Here is a 24,747-nt window from a genome sequence, read left to right as displayed (position 1 = left end):
CAATAATGATAATTTAACTGCCATACAGAGTGACTTCACATTTGAGTGGCTAGACCAGCACTTTTAGCCACTGCAAACATAGTGATATGAATATTCAAACAGTGAATATTCGCTACATCCTTGTTGAAAATCGGTAACCAGCTCCACGAACCGTTTGGATTAACTTATCGTGTCCGCCTTGCTCTATCGCTTTACGTAAACGTCGAATATGCACATCAACGGTACGATCTTCAACATAAACGTTTGTTCCCCAAACGTTATCAAGCAATTGTTCGCGGCTATAAACACGTTCTGGGTGTGTCATAAAAAAATGTAACAACCTAAATTCAGTAGGTCCCATATCGAGTACCCCATCACCTGCTGAAACACGATGACTAACTGGGTCTAATTGTAAACCTTGTACGTCTATTGTTTCCTCAAGCCTTGTTGGCGCACTGCGTCTTAATACCGCCTTAATACGTGCAACAAGTTCTTTGGGGGAAAAGGGTTTAGTGATGTAATCATCTGCCCCTACTTCTAAGCCTTTAACCTTATCTTCCTCTTCGCCACGGGCGGTAAGCATGATAATAGGGATTTGACGGGTAAACTCATCTTGCTTTAACCGTTTGGCTAATTGAATACCACTGCCTCCAGGGAACATCCAATCCAATAAAATTAAGTCTGGATAAGGTTCCGCTAATAACGCAATGGCGGAATCAAAATCTTCAGCTGCAGCGGTTGTAAACCCGTGTTGGTCCATCACAAATGTCAGCATCTCACGGATGGCTGATTCATCTTCTACAATTAAAATCCTTGCTGTCATATTCGCTTCTATCAGTAATTTGCCACGATGACCATTATTGGTCAGTTTTGTTACAGAATTATGATCTTGAAGATATTTAACCATATTCCTTGATAAACAGCTTCAAAATGCTTGGATTAATTACATTTCAAAACTGATCCAATAACATTTTATACCACAAAGCAAAAAGGAGCCGCAGCTCCTTTTTTCATCTAAATATTAAGCTTAAAATTTATGCTCTAAACCTAAACCAAAATATGAGTCATCAACATCGCCAGAGTCATACATTGCATTAGTTGTGTAGTAAGCAAATAATTTAGTTGGCTTAGCCAATGTGTAATCTGCACCCACTGACATTGAGTCGCCTTTATTATCCATGTCTTGATACTGTGCTTTTAAGGTCACTGCATCTATGTCGTATGCAGCACTTAATAGATAACCATTATCTGTTACACCAGAGTTAAGCTTTTCTTGTTGCTGATACATACCGCCTAACACTAAACCAGCGACTTTACCTTGTACTGTAGCACGCGCAGTATCATAGCCTTTTACTTCAGAATCATAAGCTATTGCAGCATAAAATGGCGTTGCCTTTAAGCCTGAATCACCATAAGTAGCGGCCATACTCACGCCTGTGTTTTCGCTTTGCTCAGCATCGCCGTCAGCTACATACGTTAAGCCGAACTGGAAATCACTAAACATTGGCGTCATGTATGTCGCGGTTTGTGCCATACGGTTTTCACCTTTAAACACATTTTTGACATCACCAACTAAGTCGTTAAACTGATCAACTTTACCTTGTGATATTTTTAAAACGGTATCATTACGACCCACAGACACAAGACCAAAACCACCTTGTAAACCAACAAATTGGTTACGCGCTTTAAAGTTTTCTTTTACATCATCACCCGTGTCAACTTCATACTCAATAGTATAGAAAGCCTCAAGGTCATTACCTAAGTCAAAATTACCTTTCACGCCAAAACGTGAAGCATTACTCTGAATCGTTGTTTCTGTCTCACCGGCTACATCGTTAGATTGTGCTGATACATTTAACTTACCATAAACTTGTAATGGGTCTGCGGCGTATGCTGTTGATGCTGTTGCAGCTGTTACAGCGCAAGCCAGTAGAGTTTTAGCAAATAAGTTCATCATTTCATCCTTTCAACGTTTCTAATCATATGTGTTTACAGCTTGGGAACGAGCCGAAGTTTGCCTTGCTAATGTTTCAGAAATATTTCAGTCATTCAGAAAAAACTTAAAAACAAGCATAATTCACAAAAAAAAAGTAACTTAACCATTGAATTTAAATAATAAAAATATAATTAATTACTTTGTGACATTTTTATGAATTCAGTCATATGAATCAATAGACTGATTTAAAAGGCCTGTTTACCCAACCAATCAGATGCCGTAAACTGCTTGGCCAACTATTTATTAAATAATGAGTGTCTCTTTATGTGGTTTAAAAATCTCACCTTGTACCGTTTCAATAAACCGTTTTCCACCGACACCGAAGCGTTAGAAAAAGCCTTAGCAGATTTCACCTTTTCACCTTGTGGTAGCCAAGACATCAGTAAATTCGGTTTTTCAAATGCGCTGGGTAAAAAAGGTCAAGCTTTAGTCCATAGCGCAGAAAATCGTCACCTTATTTGCGTCACTAAAGAAGATAAAATATTACCTGGTCAGGTCATTAAAGAAGCACTTGATGAAAAAGTGGCTTTAATTGAAGATGCAGAAAACCGCACTGTGACTAAAAAAGAAAAAGATGCGATGAAGGATGACATCACAACCACATTACTGCCAAGAGCCTTCACTCGTCGTAGCCAAACCCGTGCGCTTATTTTGCCAGAACTGGAAATGATTTTAGTTGATAGCTCAAGTGCAACCAAAGCTGAAGAAATGTTAGCTTTATTGCGTAAAGCTTTAGGCAGTTTACCTATTATTCCACTCAGTTATGTCAAGCCGATTGAGCAAACCTTGACTGAATGGTTACAAGCGGGTGAAGCACCACAACCTTTTGAAATGCAAGATGAAGCTGAGTTAAAATCTGAATCAGACGAAGGTGGCATTGTGCGCTTTAAACAGCAGGTTCTTCAAGAAGACGAAGTATTGGCACATTTAGCAACCGGTAAACAAGTGCACAAACTCGCGCTACATTTTTCTCAGTCTGTCGCATTTGTTATGCAGTCTGATACGAGCGTGAAACGGATTAAATTCTCTGAAGAGTTTAGAGCCGGTAACGACGAAGTCGGTAATGAGGATCCTATGGCGCGTTTGGATGCAGATTTTGCATTAATGGGCAGTGAACTTATCGCCTTTGTTCAAGCATTACATGGTGCATTTGGCCCAATGGAACAAAGTATTTAAGCTGCCACAATATCAATAAATATCTTACTTTTTTAATAAGTGAAAGGAGTGGTAATGAAGCTATATGGAAGTTATACCTCACCGTTTGTCCGCCACTGCAGAATTGCATTGATGGAGTCTGGTCAGAATTTCGAATTTATCGAAACGGACCAAGCCAGTAGTGCGTTACTCTCGCCGACTCAACGGGTACCATTCCTACAACATGGTGATACTTTTTTAACCGATTCAAGTGCGATTTTATTTTATATCAGGCAGCAAGCTGGACAGCCATACTTAGGCACGCCAGCTGAACTCGATCTGTTTTGTATGGTCAATACCGCTTTAGACAGCACAGTTAATTTGTTCTTTTTAGAGAAAGATGGCGTTGATATTAACTCAGTCGCATATACCCAACGTCAAGCGGCTAGAATTGACTCAAGTCTTGCACAGTTTGAGCAACTAACATTAAGCGATAGCGCCCCCTATACCGACCCAGAGCTGCGTTTAGCGTGTTACTTAGACTGGGGGTTATTCCGTAATCGTATCAATATAGACAAGTGCTCTAATCTAAAAGGCTTTCTCAGTGGTATAGCAAAATATGCACCTTTTGCTAACACCAAACCACCGCAATAAAGATTAATAAAATGCCCATCAACTTGATGGGCATTTTATTGCCTGGTTAAGCTACTTATCAGCCTTTATATATTCACCTTTAGTATCAAATGGCCAATCTACGCCTAACCATGCATTAAAAAAGGCTTTATGCTCGGCAGTCACTTTTTCAACAGGGGATATTGTTAGCTCACCTTTTGGTTGTTCGGCTAAAGTAAGACTGCGTTTTACCAGTTGATCATTATTAAATATCGTCAACTCAATAATGTCGCCAGGGTTAAAATCCGCTAACCGTTTATCCCAACTTGATGCACTCACTTTAAGCCCGTTTACCGCAACAATTTGATCACCTGCATTAATGCCAGCTTGCCATGCAGGGCCCTCTCGGGTCACAAATAAAATCGTTAAATCATCATATAAACCAGTTAGGGTTAAACCTGCATTCACTTCGGTTTTAGCCTCTTTATCGTATCCAAGTTGAAGACCAGCTTGTAATAACATGGCGTCAAAGTCCAAGGTGACGGGTGAGGTAACATTTTTACTCCACCACGCTTGATAATCTTTTCCTGATAAACCTTTGAGAATATTTTTAATGTCGCTGACGTTATAGCCCGTCGGCACTTTAAAATCTTGATAAAGCTTTCTGTGCACATCGCGAAATGAATGCTTTAACTTAGTTTGTGCAAGTAAATCAAAATCTAATGATAATGATGTCATGTAACCTTCTGCGTATATATTCACACTATGATTAACGGCATAGTCACCCCAGGTACTGCTCCATTGACCTAAACTGGCTTCAGCAATCGATTGAATTTCACGGCCTGGATTATGTTGATTATTGACAATGCGTTTACTGAGGTCATCAAAAAACTCTTCGGCGGTAATAATACCAGCACGCAATAACAACTGATGTTGGAAATAACTGGTTGAACCCTCTGCTATCCACAACAGTTCAGTCATATTTTCCGACTGATAATCGTAAGGCACTAATCCCTGAGGACGATAAGCTTTAACGTTCCAGCTATGAATAAACTCATGTGAAGCGGTACTGATAAAACGTAAGTAATCACTACGTTCTCGAAAACTAAAACGCGGTAATTGAATAACAGTTGAGTTTAAATGCTCAGTTGCCCCACTTACTCCACTGGTGGCGTGTACCATATAAACGTAACGTTCAAACGGATAATCATCCCAAATAACACTCGCCTGATGACTTATTTTTTCTAAATCGGTAATAATTTGTTTAGTGTCATAATTACCCTCGCCCCAAAACACAACCTCATATTCCCGTCCATCGGCTCTAAAACTAAAATGCTGATTAATACCCGTTTCTATTGGAGAATCTACCAACACATCGTAGTTATCAGCGACAAAGGAGTGGGCTTTTTTACCACTTTCCATGCCTGAGTAACTGCGCCACTCTTTCGGCACAGACAAATTAACTTTTACCGCCTCGTCACGAAATACTGGGCTATACATAAAGATACCACTAGCATCTAAATAAGCATGGCTGCGATCAATATGACGTAATCGATCGCCAAGTTCATTAGCATAAATTTGATATTGAACTGTTACACTTGAGGGTTTACGTAACTTTACCTGCCATTCGCCACTGGCAGTTCGATGCCAATCTAATGCTTTCCCTTCACTATCTGTGGCTTTAAATAATCTCACCCCATCGGCAACGGGTAATACTTGATATCGACCGGTACGCCACACTGGCAAATTAATAGTCAGAGAGCTTGTATCTGTTTGCGGAAAAGTCACCGCCACTTTGGCTAAATGATGCTGTGGCTGCGTTAAATCTATTTGATATTCAACATCGGCTAACGCTGGCGTCGTCCAACTGGCGACAAAAATAGCACTACTTAACATTATTGCTAAAGAGGTAGGTTTCACTGTGACATCCTTCTGGTATGATTCTATTATTGTTTTTATATTGATTTAGTTTTGCATTATCTTAAAAATTATAACAACCTATTGCTAGAGTCTCAGCAATAAACAACATCTGTTTACATATTATTACTCATTGTGAGTTTCTGACGGTTGTCGGCTTATCAAGGAAGGTTTAGATTTTATGCGGCATATCATCATTTGGTGTTCACTGGTATTCATTATTTTGTCTGCATCAGCTAATGCCACTGATCTTGAATTACAGGAAATTACTTTTCGCGAAACACCACAAGAACTTTACCTTGAACTCAGATCCAGTACTCAGTTTCCATTAGAGTTTAGCAATAAGAGTCAATTTGATCTGATTGCCAAAAAGCTTGATATGTCACCCGATGATTTGATCCAACAATTAATATTGCTGGCTAGGCTTAACCTTGAATCAAATGTGAACTCAGATACAAAAAATGAGGATGCTCTCACTCTCATAAAGCAATTAAGAATAGTGGCAACCACACCGTTAGATAAAGCAGTAATTATTATGTTAAACGGGCGGTTAAGCGCGCGAGAAACCCAAGATTACACTTATGCAATAACCCAATATAACGATGCATTGAATAAGGTAAGCTCTGACTTATCACTGCAAGCCACCTTATTTAGATTTTCAATTCATGAGCACTTAAGTGGCTTATATAGAATGGTTTTACAACCATCACCTAACCTAACTCATTTAAACCGTTATCGAGAAATAGCTTATCAACTGCGTAATGACTATTTCATTGCACTAGCAGAATTAGAGCTAGGGCGTTATTACAATAGAAGAAGTGAACCAGCAAAGTCATTACAATATTATACAGAGGCTTTTCGTGTGGGTAACCGCATTAACTACCCAGGGATTAAAGCGCACGCTCAACTTAATTTAGCCCGTACTTATCGCGATTTAGAACAGTGGGATGAAGCGCTCAAACACGCCCATGATGCAACTACAAGTTTCCAGACTTTTGACCAAGGTTCATATACGGCAGAAGCCTTGACCGTGATTGCGATGATTTACGCAGGCAAGAAAGAATGGAACAAAGCAATTGACTATTATCTTAATGCACAACAAGTTAACGAACGACTTGGTAATGAAATAGGTCAAGGTTTAAACAGCCACAATATTGCTGAGGCCTATTTAAACCTTAACAATGGGCCAGCAGCATTGGCTGCGATAGCCAAAGCTAATAGCATTTTCATCGCTAAAAATGTTACTCATTACTTAGTTTATAATGAAGCCTTGTACACAGAAATTCTGATTAAACTAGCAATGTGGCCAGAAGCCATTGAACATGCAAAGAAGTCACTCGTCCTAGCGACAGAAAAAAACTTAACAGATCAAAAGTTAGAAGCATTAAAATACCTATCAATGTCTTACCGAAAAGTGGGTGACTTAAATGCTGCCATAGACATTGTTGATGAAATTATTGAATTATCCAACGGAATAAACGCAGTAGAAGAAGATAATTCTGAGAGTTCGGGGCTCACTGAGCAAAAATTAAAATTCGATTTAAGCCTATTGCAAACAAAAGTTAACGAACAAAAGACTGCCCTTAATGACAGTCAGTTGATGACTATTTTATTAATCTGCAGCGCTATTGTCATTGTCATTGTATTGTTAGTGACCATAAGCCGTTCTCAGAAAATTATTCGAGCGCAACGAGAATATAAACAACAATACCTATTAGAGCCCATAAGCCAACTAAATGGATTCAGAGCCTGTATTCTACGTTTACAAAATGACAACCAATCTGAGATATCCACTTTTGCTTTACTTAAAATAGAAGCACTGACTCATAGCGATACCCAAATGGGTTTAACTGAATCAGCTAAAATTATTCAGTCGTTTATTAATGAATTAAGCCAGTTATTAACCGCAGATATCTACGTTATCAAGCCGGGACAATTTGCTTGTTGCTTTAATCATGCAATTAACGCGCAGGATTTATTGTCAACGATTGAAGGTTATGTCGCTAAAACCACACTTTTTAACCCCATAATACCCAGCTTTAACAGAGAAAAAAATTATCGCGAATTTATATCGGTCATATTAATATGCCATTACTGGCCAACCCTGATATATCAGTATCTGCAGAACTGCATTTTGAGACCGCGCAATATGCTATTGCAGCAGCAATGACTCAAAACGAAAATACCTATGTATCAATCAAGACCCTTAACTTCGCTCCAGCTACTATTTTTAGTGTGCCACTCTATCTTAACCTCACACAAGCATTGAAAAGAGGGATAATCAAAGCTGATAGTAATCAGATCATTACTGAAGAATCTTGGCCAAGTTAAATATTGCACAATTATTCAGCGAACATAAGTAATCATCATCTTTTGTGCTGATTTTAGATACCCGTCTACAACGCTTTGTTATAACATTGCTACACTATAGATATAGTCGAGCGTCGTTATGTTAGATATGACCCAATTAATCTAAATTTTAGTTATCTGTGTCATTGACGATATATAGTCATTATCTTTTTTATTAGTTGAATTTAGCGGAAGCAACAAGGCATTTTATGAAAGATTCTGAGATAGCGGTATCACAAATAGCGCTAATGAAACAAAAACTTCATGCTGCCCGATCAGCTTTAGAGGATATTAATAAAGATCGTAATGATAAGCTTAAAACCTTGATCCAGTTTATTGGCCATTTAAGCTTGGCCTGTAAAGGACAGAATCTGGAACTTGATAATAAATTAGCCAAATTACGTCATCAATTACATGATTACGAGCAAATTGACGAGGCACTACCTGAATTAGTTGATATTGAAAGAATTTTGAAAGGTCAATATCACCATACTATGACTCAGCTTGAAGAAAGCAGATTAGGTCTAGCTAGAGTGATAAGGCAGATTCAACGGGTTAATTCAGCACCCGATAAAGTCAAAAAAGAAATCAATTATTTCAAGCAAGATCTCGCGAAACCTTTTCACACCGTATGGGAATACATCCCCAAAGTTGAAAAGCTTATTGGCTTTTACGAAGAAATTTTACAGCAACAATTTACCGGTGCAGACAATTACGACATATTACCGCAGCACATTCAACTTGCGCGAGAGCTGGCAGTAAAGATATCTGAAATAGAGTTTCGTAAAGATCAACGCGACCAAATCCTGGTAATGAAAGAAGTATTATTGGGCGATATTAGTTTAAATACTCTACTTGAATCGTATCAAACTATCCTGAGCTTATTATTAGATAATATTGCCAGAGAGAAATCAGCTTCCCAGGACTTTCTATACGCATTAAATGATGCTTTAACCGTTGTTCGTGATGTCGTCAATAATTCGCAAAACAACAATGAGCGAAGCCATCAACTTAAGCAGCAGTTAAATAAAGAGATTAATTTAAGGGTTAATAATGCCGACGGTATTATCACTGAAGTCGATGACTTAAGTGATTTAAAGACGCAGCTAACAGTGCAGTTATCATCCCTTCGTGATGTGTTATCACGCAAAGAAGCGCTTGAGCAACGTGAACAAACAATATTACGTAAGTCTATTGAAGCCATGCGTAAAGAGCTTAATAGTATTACCCAAGAAGCAAATTGTTATAAAGAAAAACTATTTGAACACCAAAAACTTAATCTTCTTGACCCACTGACTCAACTGGCAAATAGAACCGCCCTTGAGGATAGAATGGATCAAGAATATCGAAATCATGTTCGATTTAAGACACCTTTGTGGATTGCGGTAACCGATATTGACCATTTTAAATCGGTAAATGATAATTTTGGCCACAGTACGGGTGATAAAACACTGCAAGTAATTGCTATGGCTCTTAAAAACTCATTACGCGACAGTGAATTTGTGGCAAGGTACGGTGGTGAAGAGTTTGTGCTGTTACTGCCTGACGTTACCGAAGAGCATATTTCAGCATTACTTAACCGCGTAAGAGAAAAAGTAAAAAATATTCCATTTAAATTTAAAAATCAGAGAATTACAGTTACATTATCTATCGGTGCTGCGCAAGTGATGGACAATGAAACCATCGAAGAAGCTTTTGAAAGAGCAGATACTGCACTCTATAAAGCGAAGAATAATGGCAGAGACAGAGTCGTAATAGACATATAAGCAGCACCTCAGCTTAAGTGTCTTTACACTTAGGTCTAAAGGAGTTGCTTATGATTATACGGATTAGCCCTCGAGGCAGTTTGGATCAACTTTCACAGTTGGAAGTTGATCGACTAAAACAAGGCGCCAAAAGCGAGCTTTATCAATTGTACCGCAGCTGCTCATTAGCTGTGTTATCTTCAGGCCTTGTCAGTGATGACGCTGAAGCGCTTTTCGATAGATTCGACACCTTCAATATCAATGTACTTCAACGTGAACGTGGTATTAAGCTTGAATTGATCAACCCTCCCGAGCAAGCTTTTGTCGACGGTGAAATAATTACCGGTATTCAAGAACACTTATTTGCTGTGCTGCGTGACATCATTTATATCACCAATAAATACGATAACCTCAAACACATCAACTTAACCAATGCGAGTCACATTACCAATGTTGTTTTCGATATATTGAGAAATGCGCGCGCGATCTCGCCAATGAAGGACCCCAATGTTGTCGTATGCTGGGGTGGACACAGTATTAATGCCGTCGAATATCAATATACTCGCGACGTAGGATACCAGTTAGGGCTTAGGCAACTTGATATTTGTACTGGCTGTGGCCCTGGTGCAATGGAAGGTCCGATGAAAGGCGCGGCAATTGGTCATGCAAAACAAAGGGTTAAAAATGCTCGTTATATTGGTTTAACCGAACCCAGTATTATTGCCGCAGAGCCTCCTAATCAAATCGTCAATGAACTGGTCATTTTGCCCGACATAGAAAAACGCCTTGAGGCCTTTGTGCGCATTGGTCATGGGATTATTATATTCCCAGGTGGTGCGGGCACTGCTGAAGAGCTACTGTACTTTTTAGGTATTTTATTGAATATAGAAAACGCTGACACTCCTTTTCCATTAGTGCTTACTGGCCCTAAGCAAAGTGCACAATATTTTGAAGAAATTGATAAATTTATTGGTGCCACCCTTGGCGAAGAAGCCCAGAATAAGTATCAAATTATTATTGATGACCCTGTCAAGGTTGCTCAAATAATGAAACAAGGTATGGCGGAAGTGAAAACCTATCGCAAAACAAAAGGCGATGCTTATCAGTATCAGTGGTCTTTAAAAATTGAACCAGAATTTCAATTACCCTTTGATCCCAGCCATGAAGTTATGGCAAATTTAAATCTATACTTTCAAAATAATAAAGCTGAGCTTGCCGCTAATTTACGTAAGGCATTTTCAGGCATTGTGGCTGGCAATGTGAAAGGCGAAACCATCAAGCGCATTAAGGAGCACGGCAAGTTCCATATTAAAGGCGACCCTAAGTTAATGGAGATGATGGACAAGCTACTTAATGCATTTGTAGAACAACAGCGAATGAAACTTCCTGGCAGCGCTTATGAGCCTTGCTATAAAATCATCACATAAAATAATAATATGAATAAATTACTCATTATTGATGGTCTTAACCTGGTTCGGCGTATACATGCGGTGTTACCAGACGAGACTGATATTGACAGTGTTAAGGCGCGCTCTTTGGCAGCTTGTCATAAAATGTTACAACACCATCAACCTTCCCATGTCGTTGCCGTCTGGGATGGCGAACAAGAGTCTTGGCGTAAAAAGCTTTATGCTGATTACAAAAAAGGTCGAAAGCCGATGCCTGAAGCCTTACATAAAGGGTTAAAGGAAATTAAATCGGCACTGGCCGCAGAGCATATCTATTCATTAGATGCAGCATCAGAAGCTGATGATGTTATCGCCACATTAGCCCTTAAAATTACCAATAATCAGGGCCAGGCAATTATTGCCTCTACCGATAAAGGCTTTAGCCAGTTACCGCAAAATCAACTGACATTGTGGGATCACTTTAATCAAAAAGCATTTGATTTAATTGAACATGAACGCAAACTTGGTGTAGTACACAGTCAATTTTTGGACTTTATTGCCCTTGCAGGCGACAGCGGCAATAAAATCCCCGGCATTGCAGGTATCGGTCCTAAATCAGCGGCAGACTTACTGAATAAATTTCGCACTTTAGCTAATATCTATCGTTCACTGGAAAATCTTGGCCCCAAACAGGCACAAAAACTTGCAGAAGGAAAAGACATTGCACGTATTAGTTACAAATTGGCCCAGCTGCAATGTGACATTCCACTCAATATCAACTTAAAACAATTTAGATATCAAGCTGGGATATCGACACCATAAGTTACAAAATTAGCCGTTACAAAAACATTAGAATCCATTAAGTTAAATAATATTATAACTCAACACTAAAATATATTCGGGCCTATAAATGAAAGCTAAAGCTACTTACGTTATCGGTGGGGTTTTTATCGCATACCTCTTTTTTGTCGCTGTTGTGATGTTTGTTTACGAACCACAGCCAGAAGATAGGGAGTGGGATGACAGGCAAGCTTATAATAACCAGAAAATGAGTGAACTCAGCTTTGGACAACCACGGGAAGACATTATAAAGATATTTGGCAGCGCCGATTTTGTTGAGGCTAAAACGGCTATAGATGGTCAATATCAACTGTTATTTTATCGCACCCACCATGTGCAATCAGATGGCATTACCACTCGCGATGAGTGTACACCGCTGTTGTTTAAAAATAATATCTTAATAGCTTGGGGAACCGAAACACTCCAACAATATTTAGCTAGCACTATTTTTGCTGATAACAGTATTCAGGCTCACTAGTTTAATCCTGCACTTATGCCGCGGCTCATCAATATTGAGCGGTGAGCCGCAATCAGTTAAATAATCGATATGTTTCCCGCAAAACTAGGTCTTAGCGCGATTCTATTTATGAGATTGACTCACTTTTTTGTATCCTTAATATTCAAATCTTATATTAAGTCAAATAAAGGATTACTTACTCAGGATGATAACTGTTGAAGACAGAATGGTTGGTAAGGCCAGATGATGTAGTACTTCCTCTTAAATGTATTATCATTTTTCAATAAGTCACTTTTATCGCCGACCTCAACAGCATTATCGCAGCCAATCAGAGATTCTAGTGTTATGCACTGAGATGAAAATGTTTTCCAATAAAAATGCAGGCCGCTAGTGCCTGCATATTCTAGTCAACTTAGCATCTTATTAGTCTGCTGAGTACTCTTGATAAGCTTCACCTTTTTCAAGCCATAATGGCGCTGGCTTACCGAGTAAGTAATGATCAAAGTATTGACGCATTTTTATGGTGTAATCCAGCTTGTTAGGGTACTTCTTCAAATGATGTGGTTCGCCTTCATACTGAAGAAATACCACATCCTTACCTGCACGACGCATGGCTAAATACATTTCAATACCTTGCTCCCAAGGCACAGCATCGTCAATATCACCAAACATAATCATCATAGGTGTTTGAATGCGTTCAACATAAAATACAGGTGAGTTTTCAATGTATTTCTGTGGCGCTTTATATAAGCTTTCAGCCATTCTACTTTGGCCGGCCTCATACTGAAATTGACGTGCAAGTCCGCTACCATGTCGAATTCCACTGTAGGCGCTGGTCATATTCGATACCGGCGCCCCTGCTACCGCTGCGGCAAACATATTAGTTTGAGTAACAGCATAAGCCGTTTGATAACCGCTCCATGAATGTCCATGCAGGCCGATTTTTTTAGGATCCGCGACACCCATTTCAACTATTTTTTGTACTCCAGAGGTTAATGCTTTTACCGCCGATATACCTGGATAGCCAATTTCAAAACGAATATCTGGTAAAAAAATTGCATAACCATTATCGGTATACCAGGCAAAATTAGGTCGATGGTTTATTTTCATATCAGGAAAAGCATGTAAACGATCGCTCATAAAGCGGTAATAATAGACCATAACAGGATAGGTTTTTCCTTCCTGGTAATTACTTGGTTTAATCAACACGCCATCAATAGACTCACCATCTGCGCCAGTCCATTGCACTAGCTCTGCATGACCCCAAGAAAACCCTTGGCGCTGCTTGTCTAATTGAGTAAGCGCTTTAGCACTGCTTAGGGAGTCTAGCGTTGCAGTATAAATATCTGGATATAAATCAAAACGCTGGGTTGAAAATAATACCTGTTCGCTCTGCTTAGCTCTGGCTAGCACGGTTAATTTACTTTTACTATTAGTGAGTTTTTTTACCCCTGCTGTACCTATTTTTGCTTGGTAAAACTCATCCTCTTTATTGCGATGACTGTAACCTTGTAATAGCACCACTTGATCTTGCTTAAGCGTAGCAGGCTGTTTATCTTCAACTAACCCTTTAACGCGAAATTCAATACCTTGCTTTCGCCCTTCCCCATTAGATAACATAAAACCATTATGAGACTTGGTATTGAACTGCCATGCATCATATTTATCATAGGCAATAAAGCCTGAACTATCGGCTAACCATGGACCAAAACCATAACCTGGAGCTTGGCTCGGATAATCATGGTCTTCATCGGAAAATGGCACATCATATTGACCACTCAAGTTATAACTTACCGCTTGAGCAATATCGTAAATATAAATATTTCCCTGCTGATAATAGCGAAGGAATTGAGCATTAGGTGATAATGTCGGAATAGCGTCACTAGGTTGCTGTGCCAACACCAAAATCTTTCGACCCGTGTTCACATCCACCAAATACACATCTTGATAAAAACCGGCCCAGGTAATCATTTTCTGGTAAGGCACATCTGATGTTGCCACTAAATAACGCTGTTGCTCACCATAATTTATCGTTGGCACAGTTTTATCAGCCAATTGAACCATATGATCTGCTTCAATATGATAAACCGCTAAATAAGTACGCTTTAGCTCATCTTGATATTCTTTCACTTCATGGGGCTTAATTTTGGGGTCATCGCCATGCCAAACCCGTAGATTTTTATTGTCAGTAATGGCATCTTGATCAAATAATGATTGTTCATCGGTATATTTTACCCGCGCTGTAGGGGCAATAACTTGCGGTACTCTACCAACAAATAACCGCTCGTTATCACGGGAAAACATCACGCTAGCATGTTGATTCAACGTCCACCCATCACTACTAGGTTGACGTTTTTTACCTGACTTTATATCAATAAGATGTAATTTATATTCACGACTATCACGCTTACTGGCCAGCTTTCCCGCCGTAAATCCAACAAAGCGACCATCGTTGCTTAAAGCGAGCTCGCCCACTTGCTCATCTATCGCGCTATATATATTACGTTGAGTGTGATCTTTTAAGCTCACTAACGTGACATGATGTTGATTATTATCATGATCATTAACCGCCGCGACAAAATGAATTCCTGACTCATCAAATGCGTATTGAGTCACATTAGTGAGTTGAATTTCTTTTTGAGTCGTTAAATGGATTAAGGTTAACGAGGTGCCTTTATCCGCATCATCAAGTTTGAGCTTTTTCTTCGAATCTGATTGCTCGGTATTATCTTCTGCTGGCTTACTGTCTGAGGCAGTTTTTTGTTCTTTGAACCAAATAGCTAAATACTGGCCATTATCATTAAAATGCGCCGACTTAACATTTTCAAATGTCTGTTGTGTGTTTGTCTTAGTGTTAAGTAATACTATATTTTGGGTTAATTCTGCTTTCTTTTTAGTTTCTTTATCTAGCAAACTTGCTGGAATAGTCGCGATAACAAATTGACCATTAGGTGTCACTTCAGGCTGAGTACCATTAGTTATTTCAAAACTCTTGCTGCCATCAGTCGATTTAACAATAACATCACTCTCACCTCTGTCAGGCTGAGCCTCAACTGCCATTATGCTGCCATCATCAGCTAATACTGGTTGCTGTAAGGTTTTAAAATGCATAATGTCGGTCAGGGTTAATGGTTCCGCTGATATCAGGCTCGATGAGAGCGACAAAGCCACCATAGCGTAAATGGACAAATAAGATAATTTCACAATCTTCCTCTTTTATAATTATGGGGTATTAATAACAACTAACACCCAATTCGAAGTATTTACTGTTCAGTGCTCATTTATAATTAATTACAGTCTCCACTAGCAGCCACATAAGTATCGCTACTTTCATTATGCGACTATGGTCGTCTAGTAAATAACCGCAATAAATGAACAATATATCCTGCTTTAATAGCGTTAACTCTTGCTGAAAAAGGCAGGCTGACTTATCGATTTGTTAAGATTTAGTTGAATCGGTCACTTATTGAATTATTTTAATCCAAAATGACTTTAAATGACCTTTAAAATGTCATTTCACTCTCAGTTTTGTGTAAATAAAGATGTTAAATCGTTAAAATAGCTCACCGAAACATTGCGTTTCGATCTTAGTGCCACCGCTTAGTGTAAGCCGTATTTAAATCACCTTGCTTAGGCGGTCAATATTAATGCGCTGTATTCATTGCAGTCACATCTCAGGTGTAAGGACTTCTCATGTCAAAACGTACAATAACTGTAATTCCAGGTGATGGGATTGGCCCAAGCATTATCGATTCTGCATTAAAAATTCTTGATAAGGCTGGTTGTAATTTTGAATATGAATTTGCCGATGCTGGTCTAGCTGCGTTAGAAAAACACGGAGAGCTAATACCCCAACGTACCTTAGACTTAATTGAAAAAAACCGCATTACTTTAAAGGGTCCGTTAACCACTCCTGTTGGTGAAGGTTTTACTTCAATTAATGTTAGTTTGCGTAAAAAGTTCAGCTTGTATGCAAATGTTCGCCCAGTAAACTCATTTAAGGGCACTCAGGCCCGTTATGAAAATATTGATATTATTACGGTGCGAGAAAATACCGAAGGCATGTACTCAGGTTTTGGCCAAAAAGTATCAGACGACGGTGAAACGGCTGAAGCAACCAGTATTATTACCCGCAAAGGTGCTGAGCAAATCGTGACATTTGCCTATGAATTAGCCCGTAAAGAAAATCGTAAAAAAGTCACTATTGTGCATAAAGCCAATATCATGAAATCAACCTCAGGTTTGTTTTTGAAAGTGGCTAGAGAAGTCAGCTTACGTTATCCTGATTTGATTACCGAAGAAATGATTGTTGATGCCACTTGCATGAAGCTGGTAATGAACCCAGAAAACTTTGATGTAATAGTCACAACCAACTTATTCGGCGATATCTTATCTGATTTGTGTGCTGGGCTTGTCGGTGGTTTAGGCATGGCACCGGGGGCAAATATTGGTCGCGACGCCGCTATCTTTGAAGCGGTACATGGTAGTGCACCAGATATTGCGGGTAAAAACTTAGCCAATCCAACATCCGTTATTTTAGCCTCAATTCAAATGCTTGAATATTTAGGTATGTCAGATAAAGCGGTAATGATCCGTAATGCGGTAGCAGCAGTGATTGAAGAAGGCGATCGTACTACCCGTGACTTAGGGGGCACTTATGGTACTACTGACTTCACTCAAGCGGTATTAGAACGATTAGGTTAGCTTTTGCTGTTGAGCACAAAAACCTACAAAAAAGCCCTAATTTCGATTAGGGCTTTTTGTTTTATATAAATCTAACACTGAAAAATGAATAACTTATCTTTCACCCAATACGGCATAATTAACGCCTTTTTCTGGGAATAACCATAAGTGTACCGTCACTTCATCACGGTCATGATAAAGGTGTTTGCATTGCATGCGGTATTCAATGTTATTTTCTTTAAAAATCTCCGCCATAGTATCTAGGATAACTCGCACTTCTTTGTATCGACTTTTCATTGGTAATTTCAGATTGAAAATAGCTTCTTTAAACCATGCATTAATGGCCCAAGCTTCTATCAACTCTGCCACGCGTGAAGGTTTTTCAACCATGTCACATACTAACCAATAAATATTTTTTCTTGGGGGTTCAAATCGAAAGCCATCGGCACGGTAATGCTTAACTTGGCCTGTTTCCATTAACTTTTCATTCATAGGGCCATTATCAACAGCAGCAACCATCATCCCTCGGCGGACTAATTGATAAGTCCAACCACCGGGACATGCGCCCAAATCAACGGCATTTAAGCCACTACGACAGCGCAAATCTTGCTCTTCTCTGGTTAAAAAGGCACTAAAAGCTTCGTCTAGTTTTAAACTAGAGCGACTCGGTGCATCTGCAACCATTTTCAAGCGCGGAATACCCATGAAATGTGGTGAGCTATTATTGCTAAGAGAATAGCCTACATACGCCTTTCCCGGACCAATAAAACACACATGTACAATTGGGCGACTTTGGCTTTCTTTGGCCAATAAAATACCAGCTTTTTTCAACCCCTGGCGTAATGGTACAGTGAACTTACGGCAAAATGCCGACAATTCTTTTGCTTCGTTAGTGTCAGGAGTTTCTACCCGTAATTCGCCACAACGAGATATCTCACCTAAGGCTGCAACAATCGGACTCATTCTGTCTTGCTCTGGCAAGTCAATTAGTAACTCGCCAGCGGCAAACATTTGTCGCGTAAAAATTAACGACTGCAATGCTAGTTGCTCGGCTAACTTATCGGCACCATTGTCTTCAAAACATTGATAAATAACATAAGCGTCATTGTTATTAGTTTTAACGAAGCCGCCAATGTTGAGCTCTGCCGCACGTTGTTGAATTTCTGCTGCGCACTCTTTTTCATATCCAGCGCGGCAAAATAAGAATAGGTTTTTCATGTAAAGCCTTAGCAATAGTCGATCTTGGAGCCAAATTTTGTCGGATTATAGCAAGAATATGACGCTATAGCAGATTTAGATTTGATCAGTATTAATGGGTCTACGCCATGCAGCAATCGCAAATAACGCCCAAGCTATGAGTAAACAAAGCCCTCCCATAGGAGTGATAGGACCAATCCATTTAGCCTGGGTTAAAGCATATAAATACAGTGAACCAGAAAACAAGAGTATGCCTACGATAAAGAAGCCCGCAGACCAATTAAGCCACTTAGTTGACAACCATTGGGCCGCAAAAGCTAAACTCACTAGTGCAAAGGTGTGATAAAACTGATACTCAACCGCTAATTTGAAAATACTAACCATTTCCGCTGAGGCAATATTCTTTAATCCATGGGCGCCAAAAGCCCCTAAAGCAACAGCAATAAAACCACTAATAGCAGCAATAAATAACAAACGATGGTTCATAACGCACCTTGAATTGAGTTAGCGGATTTATCATCCTAAAATGAATTAAGTGACAGACTGAGAGAATTTAACGATTTCTGCCACAGCAAGTTTTAGGTTAGCGTCAAACGTGGTACCTGACGACTTTCTTGGTGTAAAACTATGATCGCCATCAGGAATAGTGACAAACTCAATGCTGTCCCTGAACGTCCATGCCGCTATTTGTTCAGGCAAACCAAATTTATCACGCTCTCCCTGTAGCACTAAGGTTGGCATGTTCGAATCATTAAGGGGTGGTAATCTGGGCTCTCCGCCTTTAATAGGAACAAAGGGATAACCCAGACATATTTGACCAACAACCTGGCCTAATATAGTTTGCGCCTCGACATTATCACAGGTGTGTAAATTTGATGTTAATGTCGCCATCATTCTTGAGCCCATCGACTTACCGATAAACACGACTCGTTTAGCGGTAATAACTCCCTGCTGCTGTTTGTGATAAATATCTTTCAGCACAGATTCAAGATGCGACAGTAGCTTAGGGGGTCTATCAGGTGGTCGCTTCTTGCCATCAAGCATATTGGCCTGCATGTATAAGAAATTAAATCGATATACAGCAAAACCTTGTAATACCAAGAGCTCAGCCAATTGCTGCATAAAAGCATGGTGCATATTAGCGCCTGCGCCATGGGCAAGCACAATTAAAGTATCACTTTGATTATCGCCTTCAAGTAAGTAATCGCTTGCTAACAAGCTTGCTGGGCGATCAATATTTAAAGGACTGACAGCTAAGCTATCCTGTGAGTAATTCACTGCGTGACTCCTCTGCAAACATATCCACCATCCATTCACGAAATGCGCTGACTTTGCCTAATTCAGAATGGTTTTGCTGACACACTAAATAGTAAGCATCTTTACTGACTAAGACTTCAGGAAACGGACATACCAGGCGGCCCGCTTTAATATCCGGCCTGGCTAATACGCTGTAGCCTAATGCAACCCCCTGCCCGTGGGCAGCGGCTTGTAACACTAAAGATGAATGACTAAAAATGGGGCCTTGATTGACATTAATATCACTTACCCCGCATTGTCTAAACCAGGCCTGCCAGTCGTGGCGGCTTGAGTCATGTAATAGGGTATGATATTTCAAATCACTTGGGGTACTTAGTGGCTTAGGTCCATTTAATAACAATGGTGAACAAACGGGGATCAATACTTCATTGCGCAGTTTATCCGCTCTAAGCCCTGCCCAATTACCTTGACCATAATAAATTGCCACATCAACATCATCTGTTAACGACCCTGTATCACTGTCTACCGCTTTAATACGCACATCAATATCAGGATTCTTTTCACTAAATTTGGCTAACCGCGGCACCAACCATTGAATAGCAAAACTCGGTGACATACTTACCGTTAACGAGCCCACAGCGCTGCGGGCAAGCAAGCGGTCGGTCGCCTCTCCCAACTGAATGAAAATATCCTTGATGTCAAGAAAGTAGCTCTGACCTTCTTCGGTTAACAGTAATGATCGATTTTTACGTCTAAAAAGCTTTAACCCTAGAAAATCTTCTAATGCTTTAATCTGATGGCTAACCGCAGCCTGAGTAACAAACAACTCCTCTGCAGCCCTAGTAAAACTGAGGTTTCTTGCTGCCGCTTCAAATGCTTTAACTGCATTTAAGGGCGGTAATCGTCTGGCCATGATGATTAATCTCTTATTATTTTAATTAGTTTTTCTAATGATTATCTCTATTTTTTACGGTTTGTAAAGAACAGGTTTTTGATTAGATTAACATATTGAAATAACGTTAGCGGGGAGGATTTTTGAGGTGTATCTCAGCTGAATAATGGAAGGGGAAATTCACGCTCACGAAACGGTATTAATTAGATTTTTCCATATCGAAGATTATAACTTAATTGCTATAAACAGTTGCTATAAAAAAGGCTTGCACCGTTGAAGATACAAGCCTTTATTACAATCAGTTTAACGTTTTATGGACGATAAACTTTTACATTCTGATATCCTTGCTCAATTAAATACAAGGCTTGTAATTTACTCATCACACCGCGGTCACAATATAATAGGTAGGTTTTGCTCTTATCTAACTCAGCAAATTTTGTTGCCAACTTAAAGAATGGGATTGCTGTAATCTCTACGCCTTCTATTGATAATGGCTTGCGCTCTTCTTCTTCAGGTGCACGTACATCAATCACTATTTCGCCAGATGCAATATCTGTTACCGTTTCTGTTTCAGTGATTTGTTGATTCATTTCTGTTTCAATATCTCTAATATCCATCACTTTAGCTGAATAAACGATACGTTCGATAAGATCTTCATCAAACTTTAATTCTTCAGCTTCAATTTTAGATAACACTGCTTTTACCGTCGGTTTTTGAGAGATAACACCGCAGTATTCAGGCATTGTCTTAGCAAAATCCTCTGTGCCAATTAAGCGACTTTGATTGATGATATCCTGTTTGTCCATGGCTATCAGTGGACGCATAATTAACATGTCAGTACAGCGGTCTATCACATTCAAATTGGTCAAGGTTTGGCTAGACACTTGACCTAAACTTTCACCTGTCACCAAACCCTGAATTTTAAATTTCTCGGCAATACGCGCAGCTACACGCATCATCACACGCTTTAAAATAACGCCCATTTGGCCACTATCAATTCGTTCTAAAATTTGTTCTACAACTGGCTCAAACGGCACGGTAATAAAACGCACTTTATGTGACTCACCATAGGTTTTCCATAAATGATAGGCTACTTGTTTAACGCCTATTTCATGCTGTGCTCCACCCAAGTTGAAGAAGCAATAATGGGTACGCGAACCCTTTTTAATAAATTGAAAACTTGATACACCAGAGTCAAACCCACCTGAGATAAGTGATAACACATCCTCTTGGGTTGCCATTGGAAAACCACCTAAGCCTTCAATACGACGCTCAACCAAATAAACTTTATTCCCATCAATTTCAAGATTAACGGTAACATCGGGATTGTTCAGTTTTACGCCCAAGGCATCAGCATGTTGATTTAAGCCACCACCGACATAACGCTCAACATCAATAGAATTAAAATCATGGTTTCCGGTACGTTTTACCCGTACACAAAATGTTTTACCGGCAATTTCATCACGGTACCGGGGTAAGGCTAACTGGTAAATGCTGTCAATAGTATCAAACGGATACTCGCTGACTTGCACCACATGGGCAATACCAGGAATACACGCTAAGCGTTGCCCAAATATGTCCTGCAATTCTGGTTTATCTTCAGGTACCTTGACGATGATCCGATCAAATAAACGTAGCACCTTAGCCTCTTCGTCGACTTTTTTAAGTACATTTCGAATATTCGTTTCTAGCATTTTAGTAAACCGTAATCTTACCGATTTACTTTTCATCATGATTTCAGGGTATAACTTTACAATAAACTTCATAGCGGTTCCGGCAACATTAATTACTGGCTAAACACGGCAATGTACTTAGCCAACGTCATAGTTAATGGTTTGAATTAAGAAAATAAGGACTTATTTTTCACGGCAAAAAAATATCGACCCAGCTTACACTGAGTCGAATACATTAATTACCGTACGTAAAAAAGCAGTAATTCTGAAGATTATATCAAATTTTTAGTCGCTTGTAATAACATTATCCGCTTGGACAAGCATCACGATATATTTATATCACGCTAGATATGGTCCAAAAAAAGCACAATCATTTGATTGCGCTTTAAAGTCAGCCATTTGCGTTTATTAAGGATTTTGGGGCGTCTGCGGATCCTGAGTCACTTTAATCTCATCAGACTCTTTAGGTTTGCCCTGCTCTATGGCTATTTCGACTCGACGATTTCGAGCTCGATTAGTGTTACTGTCATTAGGCACCAGTGGATTATTGGACGCCTCTCCCATCACTTTCATTCGTGTCTCATCAAAGCCAGGTACTTTCATCAACTCATGGGCTACCGCAACAGCCCGCTGACTGGATAAATCCCAATTTGAACTATAAAGCTCATTGCTGATATGGGCGCCATCTGTATGTCCTGACACAGTGATAATGCCTGGGACATCTTTGAGTAACTCACCGATGGATCGCACAATAGGCCTAAACTGGGGCTGAAGAAAGCCTGAACCGGAAGAAAATGAACCCTTTTCTCGAATTCGAATAATAATTTGCTGACCTAAGGATTCTAATTCAATGGCACCATCAACAATTTGTTCATTCAATTGTTCAGCCATTTTTTTAAGCTGTTCATTGATATTATCTTGTGAAGATGCGGCATCTTTTTTAACCGCCTCAGCTTCTTTTTGTGCAGTTGCGCTAGCATTACCCCCACGTTGGGCGCCATTCTGTTTTTGTACTCCGCCAGCACTGTCTTCTTCACCTGCTTGATACTCAATGGTTGGTTGAGTCATTTCATTAGTTTGCTGGTTAATAATTTCAATCGGAGTGGGATCGGGTCGACCAGGACGAAACTCCAGTGCAATAACTGATGTTCCTTTAGGGATGTCTTTGACTTCAACTTTATTTTGTACACCGAAGGCATACTTCATTGAACCTGCAATTTGCTTGAACTTCATTACGTCCATTTCAGAGAACGCTAATAATAATACGAAAAAGCACATCAGCAACGACATGAGATCAGCAAAGGTTGCTAACCACATGGGCGCGCCGGCAGGTGGACATTCACACTTGGCCTTAGCCATGGGTTACTCCCCGTCCGTTGTATCTATTTTACGTTGTTTTTCAGCGATATAGTTTTTCAAAAAGCCTTCAATTACCCGTGGATTTTGTCCATCTTGAATCGCCAATACCGCATCCATAATCAAATTACGATTCAATAGCTCTTCATTCATCCGCAGCGCCAATTTATCCGCCATTGGTATGGCTATCATATTGGCGATTACTGCACCATAAAGTGTGGTTAATAACGCCACCGCCATTGATGGGCCAATTGATTTAGGGTCATCCATATTTGATAACATGGCAACCAAACCAACAAGCGTACCAATCATCCCCATCGCAGGTGCAACATCGCCCATGGCTTTAAAAATATTCACCCCAGACTTATGGCGCTCTTCAGTTAAGGCAATATCCTTCTCTAATGCATTACGTACGACCTCGCCATCATGACCATCAACTAACATATCGACAGCTTTTTGCATAAAAGTGTTACTAATTTGCGCTTCTTCTAACGCTAAAAAGCCCCCTTTACGGGCAGCATCGGCCATATTAACTGATTGCTCAATGAGGTCTTCTGGTTTATCAATTTTAAACATAAAGGCTTTTAAGCCAATCTTAATCGCACCTAAAAATTGTTTTAGGTTAAACTTCATCATCACCACAAATAAAGAGCCGGCAACAACAATCAAAATTGACGGTACGTCGATAAATAGGCCAATACCACCACTGGTCACCATAGCGCCAATGATAAATGCAAAAGCACCAATAATTCCTATCAGGGTTGCTAAATCCACAACGTCTCCTCAAATGCAGTAAAGTCTGCATGAATATGCTAATGCTAAAATCGTTAAACTTAAACATCATCTTACTATGTTATCGGTCAAAATCATTTCTAGTTTAGCTCGAATTTCAACTTTCTAAACAAATTTCAGTAACAAAGCGTGCTATTGAGCAAATATCCAGCGTCTGTATTTGACCCAAAAGCTCGGCTGATATACCTTGTCACACGCTGAACAAGAGGAAATATCAACGTGGCAAAAAAACCTGAAAATCTCAGTTTTGAGCAATCTTTAAATGAACTTGAAACTATTGTGGCCAGTTTAGAGCAAGGTGAAGTCTCCCTTGATGATGCATTAAAGCAGTTTGAACGAGGCATCAACCTCGTACGCCAAAGTCAGGCAAAACTTGAACAAGCACAACAGAAAGTATCCATTTTATTAGATGATAAAGACACCTTAACCCCATTAGAAATTGAACAATAAACAGCTTTGACAGCATGTTGAGGTATTACA

General features: G+C 39.6%; 20 protein-coding genes. 9 read left to right on the top strand and 11 right to left on the bottom strand.

Annotated features, from left to right (window positions below; translation table 11 throughout):
• Window positions 1-112: 112 nt before the first annotated feature.
• Window positions 113-802, bottom strand: coding sequence for a phosphate regulon transcriptional regulator PhoB (phoB, locus tag ACRWP9_RS08800; RefSeq protein ID WP_226415983.1), 690 nt, complete (start codon window positions 800-802; stop codon window positions 113-115).
• Between the two features lie 204 nt (window positions 803-1,006).
• Window positions 1,007-1,936, bottom strand: coding sequence for a porin (locus ACRWP9_RS08795; protein WP_434928781.1), 930 nt, complete (start codon window positions 1,934-1,936; stop codon window positions 1,007-1,009).
• 303 nt (window positions 1,937-2,239) lie between these two features.
• Between ACRWP9_RS08795 and rdgC the strand changes: the two genes are divergently transcribed.
• Both rdgC and ACRWP9_RS08785 read left to right on the top strand, forming a co-directional pair.
• A complete protein-coding gene (gene rdgC, locus ACRWP9_RS08790) occupies window positions 2,240-3,151 on the top strand; it encodes a recombination-associated protein RdgC (protein ID WP_434928780.1) in 912 nt (303 codons plus the stop codon).
• Between the two features lie 54 nt (window positions 3,152-3,205).
• Window positions 3,206-3,763 carry a glutathione S-transferase family protein gene (locus ACRWP9_RS08785; RefSeq protein ID WP_434928779.1) on the top strand — a complete coding sequence of 186 codons (558 nt, stop codon included), beginning with the start codon at window positions 3,206-3,208 and terminating at the stop codon, window positions 3,761-3,763.
• A gap of 51 nt (window positions 3,764-3,814) precedes the next feature.
• On the opposite strand, the gene ACRWP9_RS08780 is transcribed toward ACRWP9_RS08785, so the two are convergent.
• Window positions 3,815-5,641, bottom strand: a complete 1,827-nt coding sequence (locus ACRWP9_RS08780; RefSeq protein ID WP_434928778.1) for a M61 family metallopeptidase — start codon at window positions 5,639-5,641, stop codon at window positions 3,815-3,817.
• A gap of 178 nt (window positions 5,642-5,819) precedes the next feature.
• Between ACRWP9_RS08780 and ACRWP9_RS08775 the strand changes: the two genes are divergently transcribed.
• From ACRWP9_RS08775 to ACRWP9_RS08755, 5 genes are all read left to right on the top strand, one after another.
• Window positions 5,820-7,808: a tetratricopeptide repeat protein gene (locus ACRWP9_RS08775; RefSeq protein WP_434928777.1), complete on the top strand. Its 1,989-nt coding sequence runs from the start codon at window positions 5,820-5,822 to the stop codon at window positions 7,806-7,808.
• 388 nt (window positions 7,809-8,196) lie between these two features.
• On the top strand, window positions 8,197-9,753 hold the full coding sequence (locus ACRWP9_RS08770) for a GGDEF domain-containing protein (protein WP_434928776.1): 1,557 nt from the start codon (window positions 8,197-8,199) through the stop codon (window positions 9,751-9,753).
• A gap of 50 nt (window positions 9,754-9,803) precedes the next feature.
• Window positions 9,804-11,159 carry a nucleotide 5'-monophosphate nucleosidase PpnN gene (ppnN, locus tag ACRWP9_RS08765; protein WP_434928775.1) on the top strand — a complete coding sequence of 452 codons (1,356 nt, stop codon included), beginning with the start codon at window positions 9,804-9,806 and terminating at the stop codon, window positions 11,157-11,159.
• Window positions 11,160-11,168: 9 nt separating this feature from the next.
• Entirely contained in the window at window positions 11,169-11,942 is a 774-nt protein-coding gene (xni, locus tag ACRWP9_RS08760; protein WP_434928774.1) for a flap endonuclease Xni, read from the top strand.
• Between the two features lie 88 nt (window positions 11,943-12,030).
• On the top strand, window positions 12,031-12,438 hold the full coding sequence (locus ACRWP9_RS08755; RefSeq protein ID WP_434928773.1) for a DUF3192 domain-containing protein: 408 nt from the start codon (window positions 12,031-12,033) through the stop codon (window positions 12,436-12,438).
• Window positions 12,439-12,840: 402 nt separating this feature from the next.
• On the opposite strand, the gene ACRWP9_RS08750 is transcribed toward ACRWP9_RS08755, so the two are convergent.
• Window positions 12,841-15,591 (bottom strand): alpha/beta hydrolase family protein, encoded by a 2,751-nt coding sequence (locus ACRWP9_RS08750; RefSeq protein WP_434928982.1) that lies wholly within the window; start codon window positions 15,589-15,591, stop codon window positions 12,841-12,843.
• Between the two features lie 519 nt (window positions 15,592-16,110).
• Here ACRWP9_RS08750 and ACRWP9_RS08745 point away from each other — a divergent pair.
• On the top strand, window positions 16,111-17,121 hold the full coding sequence (locus ACRWP9_RS08745) for an isocitrate dehydrogenase (RefSeq protein WP_434928772.1): 1,011 nt from the start codon (window positions 16,111-16,113) through the stop codon (window positions 17,119-17,121).
• 93 nt (window positions 17,122-17,214) lie between these two features.
• On the opposite strand, the gene rlmM is transcribed toward ACRWP9_RS08745, so the two are convergent.
• The 7 genes from rlmM to pomA form a co-directional block, all read right to left on the bottom strand.
• On the bottom strand, window positions 17,215-18,318 hold the full coding sequence (gene rlmM / locus ACRWP9_RS08740) for a 23S rRNA (cytidine(2498)-2'-O)-methyltransferase RlmM (protein ID WP_434928771.1): 1,104 nt from the start codon (window positions 18,316-18,318) through the stop codon (window positions 17,215-17,217).
• A gap of 75 nt (window positions 18,319-18,393) precedes the next feature.
• Window positions 18,394-18,783, bottom strand: coding sequence for a DUF423 domain-containing protein (locus ACRWP9_RS08735; protein WP_434928770.1), 390 nt, complete (start codon window positions 18,781-18,783; stop codon window positions 18,394-18,396).
• A 45-nt stretch (window positions 18,784-18,828) separates the two neighbouring features.
• Window positions 18,829-19,515 carry an alpha/beta family hydrolase gene (locus tag ACRWP9_RS08730; RefSeq protein ID WP_434928980.1) on the bottom strand — a complete coding sequence of 229 codons (687 nt, stop codon included), beginning with the start codon at window positions 19,513-19,515 and terminating at the stop codon, window positions 18,829-18,831.
• 40 nt (window positions 19,516-19,555) lie between these two features.
• A complete protein-coding gene (locus tag ACRWP9_RS08725) occupies window positions 19,556-20,467 on the bottom strand; it encodes a transcriptional regulator GcvA (protein ID WP_434928769.1) in 912 nt (303 codons plus the stop codon).
• 290 nt (window positions 20,468-20,757) lie between these two features.
• Window positions 20,758-22,212: a tRNA uracil 4-sulfurtransferase ThiI gene (gene thiI, locus ACRWP9_RS08720; RefSeq protein ID WP_434928768.1), complete on the bottom strand. Its 1,455-nt coding sequence runs from the start codon at window positions 22,210-22,212 to the stop codon at window positions 20,758-20,760.
• A gap of 315 nt (window positions 22,213-22,527) precedes the next feature.
• Complete coding sequence (locus tag ACRWP9_RS08715; RefSeq protein ID WP_434928767.1) at window positions 22,528-23,478, bottom strand: flagellar motor protein MotB; 951 nt, start codon at window positions 23,476-23,478, stop codon at window positions 22,528-22,530.
• A gap of 3 nt (window positions 23,479-23,481) precedes the next feature.
• Entirely contained in the window at window positions 23,482-24,249 is a 768-nt protein-coding gene (gene pomA, locus ACRWP9_RS08710) for a flagellar motor protein PomA (protein WP_434928766.1), read from the bottom strand.
• 237 nt (window positions 24,250-24,486) lie between these two features.
• Between pomA and xseB the strand changes: the two genes are divergently transcribed.
• Complete coding sequence (xseB, locus tag ACRWP9_RS08705) at window positions 24,487-24,717, top strand: exodeoxyribonuclease VII small subunit (RefSeq protein ID WP_226410419.1); 231 nt, start codon at window positions 24,487-24,489, stop codon at window positions 24,715-24,717.
• The last annotated feature ends 30 nt before the right edge of the window (window positions 24,718-24,747 follow it).

The organism is Shewanella sp. HL-SH2, from assembly GCF_051164935.1.
Classification (GTDB): Bacteria; Pseudomonadota; Gammaproteobacteria; order Enterobacterales; family Shewanellaceae; genus Shewanella; species Shewanella glacialimarina.
Note: the sequence above shows the minus strand (reverse complement) of the source record. Positions and strands in the feature narration are given on the sequence as shown.